13 protein-coding genes are annotated in these 14,048 nt (G+C 70.3%); 10 read left to right on the top strand and 3 right to left on the bottom strand.

Features of this window, described 5'->3' with window-relative positions; all coding sequences use genetic code 11:
* The first annotated feature begins 304 nt into the window (after positions 1–304).
* The 9 genes from ACLEQD_RS21990 (at position 305) to ACLEQD_RS21950 (ending at position 8,704) form a co-directional block, all read left to right on the top strand.
* Entirely contained in the window at positions 305–1,513 is a 1,209-nt protein-coding gene (locus ACLEQD_RS21990; RefSeq protein WP_410386434.1) for an ABC transporter substrate-binding protein, read from the top strand.
* A gap of 18 nt (positions 1,514–1,531) precedes the next feature.
* Entirely contained in the window at positions 1,532–2,452 is a 921-nt protein-coding gene (locus tag ACLEQD_RS21985) for a branched-chain amino acid ABC transporter permease (RefSeq protein WP_410386432.1), read from the top strand.
* Entirely contained in the window at positions 2,452–3,522 is a 1,071-nt protein-coding gene (locus ACLEQD_RS21980; protein ID WP_410386430.1) for a branched-chain amino acid ABC transporter permease, read from the top strand. Before ACLEQD_RS21985 ends, ACLEQD_RS21980 begins: the two co-directional genes overlap by 1 nt.
* Positions 3,519–4,406, top strand: coding sequence for an ABC transporter ATP-binding protein (locus ACLEQD_RS21975; protein WP_410386428.1), 888 nt, complete (start codon positions 3,519–3,521; stop codon positions 4,404–4,406). Before ACLEQD_RS21980 ends, ACLEQD_RS21975 begins: the two co-directional genes overlap by 4 nt.
* Complete coding sequence (locus ACLEQD_RS21970; protein WP_410386426.1) at positions 4,403–5,155, top strand: ABC transporter ATP-binding protein; 753 nt, start codon at positions 4,403–4,405, stop codon at positions 5,153–5,155. Before ACLEQD_RS21975 ends, ACLEQD_RS21970 begins: the two co-directional genes overlap by 4 nt.
* Before the next feature lie 181 nt (positions 5,156–5,336).
* Positions 5,337–6,110, top strand: coding sequence for a hypothetical protein (locus ACLEQD_RS21965; protein WP_410386424.1), 774 nt, complete (start codon positions 5,337–5,339; stop codon positions 6,108–6,110).
* A gap of 196 nt (positions 6,111–6,306) precedes the next feature.
* On the top strand, positions 6,307–7,083 hold the full coding sequence (locus ACLEQD_RS21960; RefSeq protein ID WP_410386423.1) for a hypothetical protein: 777 nt from the start codon (positions 6,307–6,309) through the stop codon (positions 7,081–7,083).
* On the top strand, positions 7,029–8,438 hold the full coding sequence (locus ACLEQD_RS21955) for a WD40/YVTN/BNR-like repeat-containing protein (protein WP_410386421.1): 1,410 nt from the start codon (positions 7,029–7,031) through the stop codon (positions 8,436–8,438). The genes ACLEQD_RS21960 and ACLEQD_RS21955 overlap by 55 nt, the downstream gene beginning before the upstream one ends.
* A 14-nt stretch (positions 8,439–8,452) precedes the next feature.
* Entirely contained in the window at positions 8,453–8,704 is a 252-nt protein-coding gene (locus ACLEQD_RS21950; RefSeq protein ID WP_410386419.1) for a hypothetical protein, read from the top strand.
* A gap of 47 nt (positions 8,705–8,751) precedes the next feature.
* Here the strand turns inward: ACLEQD_RS21950 and ACLEQD_RS21945 are convergent, their stop codons facing one another.
* The 3 genes from ACLEQD_RS21945 to ACLEQD_RS21935 all read right to left on the bottom strand — a co-directional run bounded on the left by ACLEQD_RS21945 (position 8,752) and on the right by ACLEQD_RS21935 (position 11,573).
* Positions 8,752–10,845: a MopE-related protein gene (locus ACLEQD_RS21945; protein ID WP_410386417.1), complete on the bottom strand. Its 2,094-nt coding sequence runs from the start codon at positions 10,843–10,845 to the stop codon at positions 8,752–8,754.
* Positions 10,846–10,941: 96 nt separating this feature from the next.
* Positions 10,942–11,103: a hypothetical protein gene (locus ACLEQD_RS21940; RefSeq protein WP_410386415.1), complete on the bottom strand. Its 162-nt coding sequence runs from the start codon at positions 11,101–11,103 to the stop codon at positions 10,942–10,944.
* Positions 11,067–11,573, bottom strand: coding sequence for a YiiX/YebB-like N1pC/P60 family cysteine hydrolase (locus ACLEQD_RS21935; protein ID WP_410386413.1), 507 nt, complete (start codon positions 11,571–11,573; stop codon positions 11,067–11,069). Before ACLEQD_RS21935 ends, ACLEQD_RS21940 begins: the two co-directional genes overlap by 37 nt.
* A 275-nt stretch (positions 11,574–11,848) precedes the next feature.
* Between ACLEQD_RS21935 and ACLEQD_RS21930 the strand changes: the two genes are divergently transcribed.
* Positions 11,849–14,044, top strand: coding sequence for a PhnD/SsuA/transferrin family substrate-binding protein (locus tag ACLEQD_RS21930; RefSeq protein ID WP_410386411.1), 2,196 nt, complete (start codon positions 11,849–11,851; stop codon positions 14,042–14,044).
* Positions 14,045–14,048 lie beyond the last annotated feature (4 nt).

Raw genomic sequence — 14,048 nt, 5'->3', positions numbered from 1 at the left:
AGGCGCCCTCCACCTCACGCTGGGACCTGACGCAGGAGGACGCGGCGCCCTGGGAGGACGGAGCCGGGGCCCCGGCGCCCGGGAGCCCGCCGAGGATCCGCCGGGGGCCGTCGGGCCGGGAGCACTTCTGGCGGAGCCCTGACGCGGGGGCGGAGGCGCACCCGCCGTGGGGCATGAGGTCGCGACAGCGATGTTCCGAGGTGTTGGCGGGACCCCGGAGCCAAGCTGTGCGCTTGACCCATGGGGAGGGCTCCCCTAGAAAACCGGGGCTTTGCCCGTCATCTCCCCCGGAGGAATCCCCCGCATGCGACGACTTGCCCCGATGCTCCTCGCCGCGCTCGCCGTCCTGGCGGCCGCCTGCGAGAAGAAGACGCAGCCCACGGGAGAGGCGGGGGGCCCGCCCGCGGCGCAGTCCCCGGCCACCGCGCAGGGCGGCGGCGCGCCTCCGGGGGGTAACGACGTCATCGTGCTGGGCGAAGTGGGCGCGCTGACGGGCGGTCAGGCGACGTTCGGCATCTCCACCCGCAACGGCATCGCGCTGGCGGTGAAGGAGGCCAATGCCGCGGGCGGCGTGAAGGGCAAGAAGCTGGTCGTGCGCGTGTACGACGACCAGAGCAAGCCCGAGGAGGCGGCGCAGGCCGTCACCCGCCTCATCACCCAGGACAAGGTGGCGCTCATCCTGGGCGAGGTGGCGTCCTCCAGCTCCCTGGCCATGGCGGAGAAGGCGCAGGCGGCCGGCGTGCCCATGATCACCCCGTCGTCCACCAACCCCTCCGTGACGGAGAAGGGCGACTACATCTTCCGCGTCTGCTTCATCGACCCGTTCCAGGGCTTCGTGATGGCGAAGTTCGCGCGGGAGAACCTCAAGCTCAACAAGGTCGCCGTCCTCCAGGACAACAAGAGCGCCTACTCCATTGGCCTCACGGAGGTGTTCCGCCAGAAGTTCGCGGAGCTGGGCGGGAAGATCACGGTCACGGAGAGCTACAGCCAGGGCGACACGGACTACCGCGCGCAGCTGACCGCCATCAAGAAGACGCAGCCGGAGGGCATCTACGTGCCGGGCTACTACAGCGAGGTGGGCGTCATCGCCCGCCAGGCGCGCGAGCTGGGCCTGAAGGTGCCGCTGATGGGCGGCGACGGCTGGGACTCCGAGAAGCTCTTCGAGCTGGGTGGCAGCGCCATTGACGGCAGCTACTTCTCCAACCACTACTCGCCGGACAACCCGGACGCGCGCGTGAAGAAGTTCATCGCGGACTACAAGGCGGACTACGGCGCGGTGCCGGACGCGCTCGCGGCGCTGGGCTACGACGCCGCGCGCGTCGCCATCGACGCGCTCAAGCGCGCCCCGGACACCAGCGGCCCGGCCCTGCGCGCGGCCATCGCGCAGACGAAGGACTTCCCCGGCGTGGCGGGCAACATCACGCTGGATGAGAAGCGCAACGCGGTGAAGTCCGCCGTGGTGCTGAAGGTCGAGGACGGCAAGTCCACCTACGTCACCACCATCTCTCCGTAGTCCAGGGCCCCCCCCGGCATGTCGCAGCTCCTCCAGCACCTCATCAACGGTCTGGCCTCCGGTACCATCTACGCCCTGGTCGCCCTGGGCTACACGATGGTGTACGGCGTCCTCAAGCTCATCAACTTCGCCCACGGCGACGTGATGATGGTCGGCGTCTACATGGGCTACGCGACCGCCTTCGCCCTCGGGCGCCAGGCGCAGCGTTCCCTGTGGGGCGTGGTCGTCATCTTCGCGGTGGCCATGGTGGGGTGCGCGCTGCTCGGCTTCCTCATCGAGCGCTTCGCCTACCGCCCGCTGCGTGAGAAGCCGCGCCTCACCGCGCTCATCACCGCCATCGGCATCTCGTTCGCGCTGTCGTACGGCTTCCAGCTGGACATCGGCTTTTTGCCGGGCGCGTCCCCCCGGGCCTTCCCGGAGGTCATCGTCCCCAGCGAGTGGTTCATCGTGGGCGACCGGGACGTGGTCATCTGGAACTGGCAGGTCATCAGCTTCCTCATCGCCGTGGGGCTGATGGCCGCGCTCCAGTTCCTCGTGTACCGCACGCGCTTCGGCAAGGCGATGCGCGCGGTGTCCTTCGACCACCGCACCGCGGCGCTGATGGGCATCCCCACCGACCGCATCATCGCGCTGACGTTCATGCTCTCCAGCGCGCTGGCGGCGGGCGCGGGCCTGCTCTACGCCATCAAGGACACGTCCGTGAGTCCGCTCATGGGCCTGTACGTGGGCCTCAAGGCCTTCGTGGCGGCGGTCATCGGCGGCATCGGCAACGTGCCGGGCGCCGTGGTGGGCGCGCTGCTGCTGGGGCTGGTGGAGGAGTTCGTCGTGGGCTACGCGGCCAGCACCTGGCGTGACGCGGTGGCCTTCGGCTTCCTCATCCTGGTGCTGCTGGTGAAGCCGGGCGGCCTCTTCGGCCGCGTCGCGGCGGAGAAGGTCTGATGGCGGCCCCTGGCGTTACGACGCTGTCCGACGTGGACGCGGGCCGCGTGCCCCCGGCCCTGCGCGGCATCCTGCCCGTGCTCATCGCGCTGCCGGTGCTGGCGCTGGCGGAGGTGCTGCTGGGCGCCTCGCCCTTCGCCACGTACCTGCTGTCCGTGGTGGGGGTGAACATCATCCTCGCGGTGAGCCTCAACATCGTGAACGGCATGACGGGCCAGTTCTCCATTGGCCACGCGGGCTTCATGGCCGTGGGCGCGTACATCGCGGGCGTCACGTCGCTGGAGTTCAAGGAGGTGGCGCTGTCGTTCCTGCCCGTGGCGGCCAGCGACCAGGTGCTCTTCACCGTGGCGCTGCTCGCGGGCGGCACCTGCGCGGCGCTGTGCGGCTTCCTCGTGGGCCTGCCGTCCCTGCGGCTGCGCGGGGACTACCTGGCCATCGTGACGCTGGGCTTCGGCGAAATCATCCGCGTGGTGGTGCAGAACACGGAGGCCTTCGGCCGCGCGCTGGGCCTGTCCGGCATCCCGCAGTACTCCACCGTGGCCATGGTGTACTTCTGGGTCTTCCTGGTGGTGCTGGTGGCCCGGCGCATCGCGGGCTCCAGCCACGGCCGCAGCCTGTGGGCCATCCGCGAGGACGAGGTGGCCGCGGAGGCCATGGGCGTGGACACCACCGGCTACAAGGTCCGCGCGTTCGTCATCTCGTCGTTCTTCGCGGGCATCGCGGGCGGCCTGTTCGCGCACTTCGTGCCCATCATCAACCCGGGCTCGTTCACCTTCGTGAAGTCCATGGAGGTCGTCGTCATGGTGGTGCTGGGCGGCCTGGGCTCCAGCACGGGCGCCATCGTCGCGGCCATCTTCCTCACGCTCCTGCCGGAAGGCCTGCGCTCGCTGTTCGGCGCGCTGGGCGCGCAGGGCAGCCTGGCGCAGAAGGTGGATCAGATCCGCATGCCCGTGTACGGCATCCTGCTGGTGGTGCTGATGCTGGCCCGGCCGCAGGGCCTGTTCGGCACGAAGGAGCTCTGGGACGTGCTGCCCCGGTGGCTTCCCCGGAAGAAGAAGGGGCTGACATGAGCGCCGCCGTGACCCCTGTCTCCGCCCCGGGCACTGGAGACGCGCTGCTCCATGCGTCCGGCGTGAGCATCCGCTTCGGGGGCCTCAAGGCCCTCACGGACTTCAACCTCACCGTGCGCCAGGGGGACCTGCTGGGCCTGATTGGTCCCAACGGCGCGGGCAAGTCCACCGCGTTCAACGTGCTCACCGGCGTGTACCCGCCCACCGAGGGCGAGGTGCGCGTGGCCGGCCAGCGGGTGAACGGCTGGGTGCCGCATCAAATCAACCACCTGGGCCTCGCGCGCACGTTCCAGAACATCCGCCTGTTCCGCGCCCTGACGGCGCTGGACAACGTGAAGGTGGCCTGCCGCGCCCAGGGCGGGCTGCACCCGGTGCGCCTGGGCGCCATGGCGAAGGCGGGCACGGCGCTGCGCAACTACCGCGACTGGTGGCGCGCGCTGCTGCTCACCCCCGGCTTCCAGGCCGAGGAGCGCGAGCTGACGCGCCAGGCCGAGCACCTGCTGGAGGTCATGGGCCTGTCCCACCGCCGCGACGAGGAGGCGAAGAACCTCCCCTACGGCGAGCAGCGCCGGCTGGAGATTGCCCGCGCGCTGGGCACGCGCCCCAAGGTGCTGCTGCTGGACGAGCCCGCGGCGGGCATGAACACGCGTGAGAAGGCGGACCTGATGGTGCTCATCCGCCGGCTGCGCGACGAGTTCTCGCTGGGGGTGCTGGTCATCGAGCACGACATGAAGCTGGTGATGGGCATCTGCGAGCGCATCACCGTGCTGGACCACGGGGAGACCATCGCCCGCGGCGCTCCGGCGGAGGTGCGCAGCGACCGCAAGGTCATCGAGGCGTACCTGGGCGACAGCTACCTGGAGTCCCACGGAGGCGCGGCGTGAGCGAGCCGGTGAAGGTGCTGGGTGAGCGGCGCGCGTTCGACCCGCTGTTGACGGTGGACGGCATCCAGGTCCGCTATGGCGCCATCCAGGCGCTGCGGGGCGTGTCCCTGACGGTGGGCAAGGGCGAGATGGTGGCCCTCATCGGCGCCAACGGCGCGGGCAAGACGAGCACCCTGCGCGCGGTGAGCGGCATGCTCAAGCCGTCCGCGGGCCGCATCACGCTCGCGGGGCAGGACATCACGGGCCTCAAGGCGCACCAGCTGGTGCCGCGCGGCATGGCGCACGCGCCGGAGGGGCGGGGCATCTTCCCCAACCTCACCGTGTTCGAGAACCTGGAGCTGGGCGCGTACCTGCGCAAGGACACCGCCCAGGTGCGCCTGGACATGGACAAGGGCTTCAGCCTCTTCCCGGTGCTGCGCGAGCGTCAGCGGCAGCTGGCGGGCACGCTGTCCGGCGGCGAGCAGCAGATGCTGGCCATCGCCCGGGCGCTGTTGAGCAAGCCGCAGCTGCTGCTGCTGGACGAGCCGTCCCTGGGCCTGGCGCCGCAGGTGACGGAGACCATCTTCCGCACGCTGCGCGAGGTGAACGCCACCGGCGTCAGCGTGCTCCTGGTGGAGCAGAACGCACACCTGGCCCTCAACGCCGCCCACTACGGCTACGTGCTGGAGACGGGCGAGGTGGTGATGGCCGGCCCCGGCAAGGCGCTGCTGGACAGCGCCGAGGTGCGGCGCGCGTACCTGGGCGAATAGCCCTCCCGCGCCGACTTTCCGGCCCCGGGGCGCGTTGTCCGCCCCCGGACGCTTCCGGGGGCGGGGCGGGGGCAAGTTCCTCGCGCCGTGTCGAAACTCGGGTAGTCAGCGGCGGAGCACTTCGTCTAGCGTCCGATAAGACTCGCTGTCTCATTCCTCTTCCCTCTCAGGAAGCGTGCCCATGCGTCCGTTGTCCCGCCTCCTCCTTGCCTCGCTCACCACCCTCGCGCTCATCGCCGGCGCGTGCGCCAACCAGCAGAAGACCGACGGTTCCTCCTCGGGCGGCACTGGTGGCCCCCAGGCGACCTCCACCATCGAGGACGTGCCCAACGATGCCGCCGCGGGCGCGGACGGCACCGCCACGGCGGCCCCCGCCCCAACCTTCAAGCCCTACGAGGCCACGGAAGGCTTCGTCATCGGCATGCCCACGGAGCCCCAGGTTGAGCGCAAGCAGGTTCCGCTGGGCGCCAACACCGTGAACACCGCCGCGTTCTCCGCGCGCATGGAGGACGGCACCATCTACTCCATCAGCACCGCGGACTACCCGGAGAAGCTGGTGGCGAGCCGTCCTCCGGAGGCCCTGCTGAACGAGGGCAAGGACGGCCTGGTGAAGCAGGTCCAGGGCACCGTCAAGGAAGAGTCGGACGTCACCCTGGATGGCTACCCCGGCAAGGCCTACACGGTCAGCTCGCCGGTGGTGGGGGAGCTGAAGGCGCGCAACTTCCTGGTGGGCCCGCGCCTGTACACGCTGCTGGTCATCTACAACCCCAACCACCCCAACACCACGGCGGACACGTTCCTCACCTCGCTGAAGCTGGTGAACCCGCCTCCGGCCCTCACCACGGCCACGCCGGACGCCGGCATGTCCATGGACGCCGGCATGTCCATGGACGCGGACGCGGGCATGGCCACCGACGCGGGCACCCCCGCCCCGCGCCGCCGCAAGGCGAAGTAGTCGCAAGACACTGACGCGGCGCCCCCACGAGTCTTGAGAGCCGTGGGGGGCGTCGTGCGGTGTGGGTGTGTTCACCTGTCCGCGTGGAGAGTGTCGGGCCCTCCGGGTCCGCCTCCGCCGGATTTCGCCCACCCGATTGCTCCCGGGTCCGCCATCCCTACCTTTCGCGCGGGGATACGACAGGGGGCGCAATCACATGATGTCCTGGGTGGGAGCCCTGCTGACCACGGTGGTGGCGGCGGGTGGGGTGCCCATGGTGCCGGCTGGCGGGGGCAATGCCCTGACGCTGCCGGCGCATCGGCATGCGGTGCGGATTGAAACGGGCAACGGGCATGCGCCCACGTGGCTCCTGGCCATCCAGCAGCAGGGGGCGGAAGGCGAGGGGCTGAACCTCTTCCGCTCCGAGGATGGCTTCGAGAGCTTCACGAAGCTGGCCGCCATCCAGCCGGATACGTCGCACCACGACCGCGCGGAGCTGGTGGCGGTGGGGCGGGACGTGGCGATGGTCTACGCGTACGAGGGGCCTTCACTCGCGGCGTCGTCGCGGCACGACGTGTACTTCCAGTGGTGGCGCTACGACGAGGCGCGGGACACCTGGACGCCGGAGCCGGCGGTGCGGGTGTTCAACGCGGACAGCACCCAGGCGTACTCGCGGGCCTTGCTGGCGCAGGACTCGAAGGGGCGGCTGTGGGTGCAGGCGTTCCGGCTGGAGCCGGACGGCGGCGCCACGGCGGTGGTGGCGGTGTCCACCGACGGCGGCGCCAGCTTCCAGCGGCAGCCGAACCTGGGGCGGACGCGGAGGCGGGGCGGGGGGCGGCTGCTCAGCGTGGGGTCGAAGCTCGTCTTTTTCTGGGCCATGCACGACGGCTTCGAGCCCACGCGGCTGCGGGTGCGCGACGCCGCGGACCCCCTGGACACGTGGGGCCCCAGCGGGACGCGTTCTCCGACGGCATCTACCACGGCGCGGCGCTGAGCGCGGTGGAGGACGGCCAGGGTGGCATCCACCTGGTCTACAAGGACGAGACGGAGCGGCTGTACTACCGGCGCTTCGACGGGACGTCCTTCGGCTCGCGCATCCTGGTGGAGGGGACGCCGGACTGGGCGCTGCAGCCCGCCGTCACGCGCATCGGGGAGGCGCTGTATGTCTTCTACAATCACTTCCAGACGGCCACGGACTACGAAGTCCGGGTGCGGGTGCTGCGCGATGGCGTGTTCAGCGCCCCGGTGACGCTGGACTCCCGCACGAGCTTCAAGGGCTACCTGAGCGCGCTGGACGTGCTGCCGGACAGCGCCACGGAGGTGCCGTGCTTCTACGGGGACGCGCTGGACGCGAACTCCAGCGGCCGGGTGATGCGCGTGGCCCTGCCGCGCCAGCCGGAAGGGGGCGGCTCCGGGCAGGACGGCGGGAGCGGCGGCGGCGCGGATGGAGGCTCGGCCCCTCCGGATGGCGGGAGCGTGCCGGATGGCGGCGTGGACGCGGGGACGCCGGATGGCGGCGGCGCGGGTGACGGAGGTTCAGGGACGGATGGGGGCGTGGACGCGGGGACGCCGCCGGTGGATGGCGGGGTGCAGGGGCCGGTGACGCTGGAGCCGGTGTTCACGAACACGACGCACGAGGTGCTGGCGGTGGACGGCGCGGGCACGGTGTACGCGCTGGCGCTGGACGGGAGCCGCTCGAAGCTGTGGGCGAGCACGGATGGCGGGCGCACCTTCAGCGCGAGAGGGCAGGGGGTGGGCGGGGCGTCGTTCTGGGTGATGGCGGTGCTGGAGGACGGGACGCTGCTGGCGCAGATGAGCCGCAGCGGCAGCTACCACCTGGCGCGCTCCACGGACGGCGGGGCGACGTGGGCGGATGTTGCATCGCTGGGGAACTACCGCGCGATGTCGCCCGCGAGCTTCGCGGAGCTGGGCGGCACGGTGTTCTTCCTGGAGTACCAGACGTTCACGTCGGCGAGCACGCCGCTGCGGCTGTGGGCGAGCACGGACGGCGGGGCGACGTGGACGGTGCGGGCCACGTTCCAGGACCACCGGCACGGCACGGCGCTGCACGCGGACCCGGCGCGGAGCGTGTTGTGGGCCACGTTCGGCAGCAGCAGCACGCAGGCGGCGGTGGTGCGCTCCACGGACGGGGGCCTCACGTGGACGAAGGTGATGGGCGGCTACGCGGCCAACGCGGTGACGGGGACGGTGTTGTCCGGAGGGGAGCTGCTCCTGGGGCAGTCCACGCTCTACGAGCCGGAGCACCCGAAGCTCCTGCGCGTGTACGCGAGCGGAAGGGTGGACGCGCTGCTGACGTTGCCGGGCCGGCGTACTCGCTGGAGGCGCTGACGGGAGGCGGCTTCGTGCTGGGAACGGCGAGGGCGGACGTGGGGGACGTGCAGCCCGCGTCGGACGTGTACGCGCGCCTCTTCACCAGCACGGACGGCGTGACGTGGACGGAGGCCCGGAGATTCGAGCGGGCCGGGAGTGGCGTCCTGGCCCGGGCGGAGGTCTGGGGCGTGCTGCCCAACGGCGACCTGGTGGTGCGAGCGGAGAACCTGATGGGCTTCGGAACCGGAGGCAAGGGGTTCCAGGTCCTGCGGGTGAAGCGCTGAGGCACGGCGTCACGGTGGGGCGCGGTGCCCCACCGTGAGCCGGTTCGTCACGGAGGCGCGGACATCAGGTGGAAGACGTTGCCGAAGTTACCGACAGCCCAGATGTCACCGGGGTTGTTGCCTGCAATGTCATACAGGCTCCCTCCCGCGAGAGGGAACGTCTGCCAGTTCGTACCATTCCAGTGATAAATGTTTCCAACCGCTGTCGTGATGTAGATGGAGCCTTCGCCAAACGCGAGCACGCTCGTGAACTGCTCCGTGACGCCCTGAGGACCTGTCTGTGTCGTCCAAGAACCATCTTTCCACTTGAGAATCGCTCCTGCCTTGCCCACCGCGTAAGCCAAGCGCGGTGAAACGACATGCACTCCCCACAACCATGGAGTGTTGGAAGGAATCGAGGAGGTACTCCAGGCCGTATCGGCTGCGGAGCGCTGGAGGATGTGGCCTAGGCCAGGATCTCCGATGCCGCCCACGGCGAATAGCTTATCGGTCAGTGTGCCCGAAACATCGAACAGGGGCTTGTCCTTGTGGTTCGTGACGACAGCCGTATTGACGCCTCCGTCCCAATTGAAGGTTCTGCCGTCGGCCCCATTGGACGTGCTTGCGACGCCGATGATCTGCACGCCACCATCCGCGGCCGGGAAACCAATGAGACCGGTGGTGGTGCCCGATGCCATGGGGGGCTTGACCGGATTGCAATCCGTGCTGGACGGCGTCTGGATGGAAAGGGCATCGCCATCAGCGCCAATGTAAGCGGTTTCAGTGACTGGATCCGCCCATACGCTGTAGAGCGCCCGAGGGGTCGTGGGGCTCCCCGTGCAACTGCCTGGGATGAGCGCGAAGCTCGTGGAGTTGGGTCGCTTGACGGCGCGGGTCGAGTCCTCGCCCACGACCCAGACACCCCCATCGCCATAGAGCGAGATGCTGCGCAGCGCCGCTCCTCCGTCGTTGACGGATTGGGCGACCCACGTGGGGCCTCCATTGGGGCATGCGCCTTCGTCCGCCACCGTGTCGCAATTATTGTCTTCCCCGTCACAGAGTTCATCCGCGGCGGGATGGGTGAAGGGATTGCCGTCATTGCAGTCCCCGCTAGCGTTGGCGACATAGGTCCCAGCATCGGTGCTGGGGTTGACGCACGACGACACGCTCCCCGCGTCGCGACCGTAGTTGTCTCCATCGTCATCCAGGTACCAGGTAGGGACAGTGGGGGGAGGCTGGCAAAGTGTCCCGCCGGTGGCATTGCATTGCGTAATGCCATTGGTGCACTGGGTGACCGAATCAGTACAGGTACTGCCGACGTTGAAGGTTTCGTCCGTGCCGGCGACGCAGTTGTCATCCTTGCCGTTGCAGATCTCAACGGCCAGGGGATTCACGGTTTTGTCGCTGTCGTCGCAGTCGTCGTGCGGCGCCGACAGTGGGAGCCGGTTGTTCGGCAGCGTCGCGCTACACACCCAGACTTCACCTCGGTTCTTGTCTCCGTGGTCGTCCTCGTCCTCGTCCGCCCAGGCGAGCTGCGCCTCGGGGGTGTAGCATTCAGTCTGCTGGACGTTGTCAGGGGCGCATCGATAGTTGCCCGTGCAGCCGTTGCTCACGTTGGTGCACGTCCCGCCGATATCGAAGCCCTCATCGACGCTACCGGAGCAGTTGTCGTCCTTGTCGTTGCACAGCTCCGCGACGCCTGGATTGATCGCCTTGCCCGTGTCCGGGTTGTCCATGCAGTCAGTGCCCCCTGCCGACTGGGGGACGTAGCCATCCATGTCCAGGTCCGGAGCCGCCACCGTGAGGCGCAGCTCCGGGGGCTTGCCGTCCTTCCCGCTGCCCTTCGGGACGGTGATGCCCTGCTTGTTGTTGCGCACGGCGTTCCCGTCGCACTTCCCGTTCACGGGCAGCGCCTCGAAGGCATCCGCCGTCACGGAGATGGTCGTGCCCCACTTCTCCGGCAGCAGCACGCCCACCACGATTTCGCCGTCGGGGGTGGCGTTCTTCTCCCGGACCGCGACGTCCGTCGCGAGCGTGGCCCCACTGGCGTCGTCCATGGCCGTGACGCGCACGCAGCCCGGAACGAACTGGGTGTACGTGACCACGACCTTCACCCCGTCCTGGGGGTCCTTACAGCCCGCGAGGGCCAGCACCGGCAACATCAGTAGAAGGCGTTTCATGGGCGCGCATTCTACCGGCCCTTCCCCCCGCGTGTGAGTCCCTGGCCCCCTCTTGAATCCTCAAGGGATGACGCGGCCTCAGCGCCCCGGCGGAAAATCCGAATACACCACCGCCAGCCGAGCATCCGCCGCCAGACTCGCCGGCGTCACCAGCTCCAGGTCCACCGGCACCGGACCCCGGTAGCGCTCGGCGATTTCGCGCTTCAGGCCCGCCACGTCCAGGTCCCCCAGCCGCTCCATCCTGCCGTACTCCACGCCGCGTACGCCTTGCGCACCAGCTCCGAGCAGTACATCGCCTCGTCCCCCCACCCGAAGCGCGTGTCGTACGGCTTGCCCAGGTGCCGCTTCGCCTCCGCCACCGCCCGCGCCCTCGCCGCGTCGTCCACCCCCCGCGGCCGCATCACCAGGAGCCGCCCCTTCACGCCGCGCGCCTTCCACCGCGCGAAGGGCGTGCGCTTCACCGGCTGCACGGCCTCCACCACGAAGACCCCCTCCGGCGTCACCTCCACCAGCCCCACGTGCGACAGCGGGCTGTGCGTGGCCACCTGGATGGGCTTCGACTGGCGTGATCCCGACGTCTGGAACACCACGTCCCCCGTCCGCACCTTCGCCACCACGCCCTCCACCCCGCGCGGCGCCGCCTCCGACCCGCGGGCCAGCAGCCACGTCACCCCCACCAGCACGAGGGCCAGGGGCCACGGTCCTCTCACGCTCCCACTCATCCACACGTCCCTTCCAGGGGTTGCAGCCGTCCACCCACCCCCAGTGCACCCCCGGTGCCAGCCCCCTGCGCGCCGCATTTCACACACCGTGCACCCTGGTCCCTCACGACCCTGGGTCAGAACGTGGTAAACCTGGGGAACCGACTTATTGCAGTGATTCAAGAATAGTATGGCATTATCGGAAATTCCGTGGTAGGTAGGGAGCACCCGCGATCCGGCTGTCCGGACTCGCGGCAGAGGGGGGTTCATCGGAGGAATTCGTCGTGACCGCATCGAACTCGCCCATCCGTTGCCTGCTCTATCCGTCCCTGGGCGAGATACGCGAGCACGTGCGCGTGGAGCTGTTCGCGCGGGCGCTGTCGGAGCGGATGGGCCGCCCGGTGGTGATGTCCATGGCGCCCACCTACGAGTTCCTGGAGGCGGAGCTCGCGGCCGGCCGCGTGGAGATGGCCTGGGGCACCGCCGAGCAGTGCGACGCCTTCGAGCCGCAGGCGCGGGCGGTGCTGCGCGCGGTGCGCTCGGGGAGCCACCACTACCACTCCGCCTTCATCTGCCGCGCGGACGCGCCGCTGACGCTGGAGACGCTGCGGGGCAAGCGCATGGCCTGGGTGGCGCCGCGCTCCACCGGCGGGCACCTGCTGCCGGTGCGCCACCTGGAGTCGCTGGGCCTGCGCCCCGACACGCTCTTCTCCGAGCAGCGCTTCCTGGGCACCTACCGCAAGGCGCTGGACGCGGTGCTGCGCGGCGAGTCCGACCTGTGCGCGCTCTTCTGCAACCACACGGACGCGCACGCCATGCGCGCCACGCTGACGTCGTACCTGGGCGCGGACGCACCGCTGCTCACGCCGTTCCTGTTCACCATCCCCACGCTCGCGGACGGCCTCATCCTCACGAAGCGGATGCCGGCGGCGGACGCGCAGGCGCTCATCTCCGTCCTCACCCGGATGAACACCGACGGGGCGGGCCTGGAGATGCTCATGGGCCCCTTCCGGGTGGAGGGCTTCGTGCGCTCGCCCGGGCCAGGCGCGCCCGTGTCCAGCCCGCGCCCCTCGTCGGGCGCGGAGTACCTGGCCGGCGAGCTGGACGCGGAGGGGCGCTGCCTGCGGCTGTGGTCCCCGTCCGGCCGGGCCTTCGGCCTGGAGGTGCGCGGCGGGGAGGGGCGCAAGCTGGAGGAGATTCTGGGCACCGCGGCGAGCAAGCCGCTCATGTCCCTGCTCCAGGCCGTCCTCCGGGGCGGCTCCGACGGACGGCTGGAGTACCGGCTCAACGTGAACGGCGACGAGCGCGTCTACGCGGCGGAGATCACCCCCTGCGCGCCGTCGCCGGAGGACACGGGCGTGCGGCTGGGCCTGCTGGTGCGCGACGTGAGCGGCCTGCGCGCGCTGGAAGACCCCCTGTACCGGCTGGCGTCGTTCCCGCTGCTGCACCCGGAGCCGCTGCTGGAGCTGGGCATGGACGGGGCGCTGCGGTACGCGAACCCCGCCACCCACGCGGCCTTCCAGGACCTGGTGGAGCGGGGCGCGGAGCACCCGCTGGTGCACGCGGCGCTCACCTGGGCGTGGCGGGGCTCGCCCCCGGGTGAGCCCGCGCCCACGGTGCACCTGGACGGCCGCTACTGGGAGCTCACCGTCGCGCAGCTGTGGGACCCGCCGGGCCTGCGCGTGTTCGCGCGCGACGTGACGCTGCGCAAGCAGATGGAGGCGCGGCTGTTCCAGGCGGACCGGCTGTCCGCGCTGGGGTCGCTCGCGGCGGCGGTGGGCCATGAGATGAACAACCCGCTGGCCTTCGTGCTGGCGAACCTCTCGTTCATCCGCGAGGAGATGGACCGGCTGAAGCAGCCGCTGCTCGAAGGCGAGCCGGTGCCGCGCGCGGACCTGGAGGACGTGCTGGAGGCGCTGGGCGAGACGGTGGAGGGCGCCACCCGGCTCAAGCACATCGTGCAGGACCTGCGCACGCTGTCGCGCAAGCCGCCGGAGCACCGCGCCCGCGTGGCCGTGCAGCCGGTGCTGGAGAACGCGCTCAAGCTCCTGCGCGGCGAGCTGCAGCACCGCGCGCGGCTGGAGCGGGACTTCCACGACCTGCCCACGGTGGACGCGGACGAGGCGCGCCTCACCCAGCTGTTCCTCAACCTGCTGCTCAACGCCCTGCAGCAGATGGACACCCAGGACGCCGCGCACAACGTGCTGCGCGTGGCGGCCTACACCAGCGAGGACGGCGAGGTGGTGGTGGAGGTGCAGGACTCCGGCAAGGGCCTGTCCCAGGACGCGCTCGCGCACCTCTTCGAGCCCTTCGCCACCGCGCGCCCCAACAGCACCGGCCTGGGCCTGTCCGTGAGCCACACCATCGTCACCGGGCTGGGCGGCACGCTGCGCGCGGAGAGCCGCGAGGGCCGGGGCACGCTGCTCACCGTCACGCTGCCGGCGGCGGTGCCCGTGGCGGAGTCCCTGCGCGCCTGCTAGCCGC

Origin of the sequence: Corallococcus sp. 4LFB (assembly GCF_046520365.1) — a bacterium.
GTDB lineage: Bacteria > Myxococcota > Myxococcia > Myxococcales > Myxococcaceae > Corallococcus > Corallococcus caeni.
The sequence above is the reverse complement of the archived record's forward strand: the minus strand, read 5'-3'. Positions and strand labels throughout refer to the sequence as shown.

Bases quoted from the DNA above. Each gene is read 5' to 3' on its own strand.
- ACLEQD_RS21960 (WP_410386423.1), top strand. From the start codon at position 6,307: ATGATGTCCTGGGTGGGAGCCCTGCTGACCACGGTGGTGGCGGCGGGT.
- ACLEQD_RS21985 (WP_410386432.1), top strand. From the start codon at position 1,532: ATGTCGCAGCTCCTCCAGCACCTCATCAACGGTCTGGCCTCCGGTACC.
- ACLEQD_RS21945 (WP_410386417.1), bottom strand. From the start codon at position 10,845: ATGTTGCCGGTGCTGGCCCTCGCGGGCTGTAAGGACCCCCAGGACGGG.
- ACLEQD_RS21940 (WP_410386415.1), bottom strand. From the start codon at position 11,103: ATGGAGCGGCTGGGGGACCTGGACGTGGCGGGCCTGAAGCGCGAAATC.
- ACLEQD_RS21965 (WP_410386424.1), top strand. From the start codon at position 5,337: ATGCGTCCGTTGTCCCGCCTCCTCCTTGCCTCGCTCACCACCCTCGCG.
- ACLEQD_RS21975 (WP_410386428.1), top strand. From the start codon at position 3,519: ATGAGCGCCGCCGTGACCCCTGTCTCCGCCCCGGGCACTGGAGACGCG.
- ACLEQD_RS21990 (WP_410386434.1), top strand. From the start codon at position 305: ATGCGACGACTTGCCCCGATGCTCCTCGCCGCGCTCGCCGTCCTGGCG.
- ACLEQD_RS21980 (WP_410386430.1), top strand. From the start codon at position 2,452: ATGGCGGCCCCTGGCGTTACGACGCTGTCCGACGTGGACGCGGGCCGC.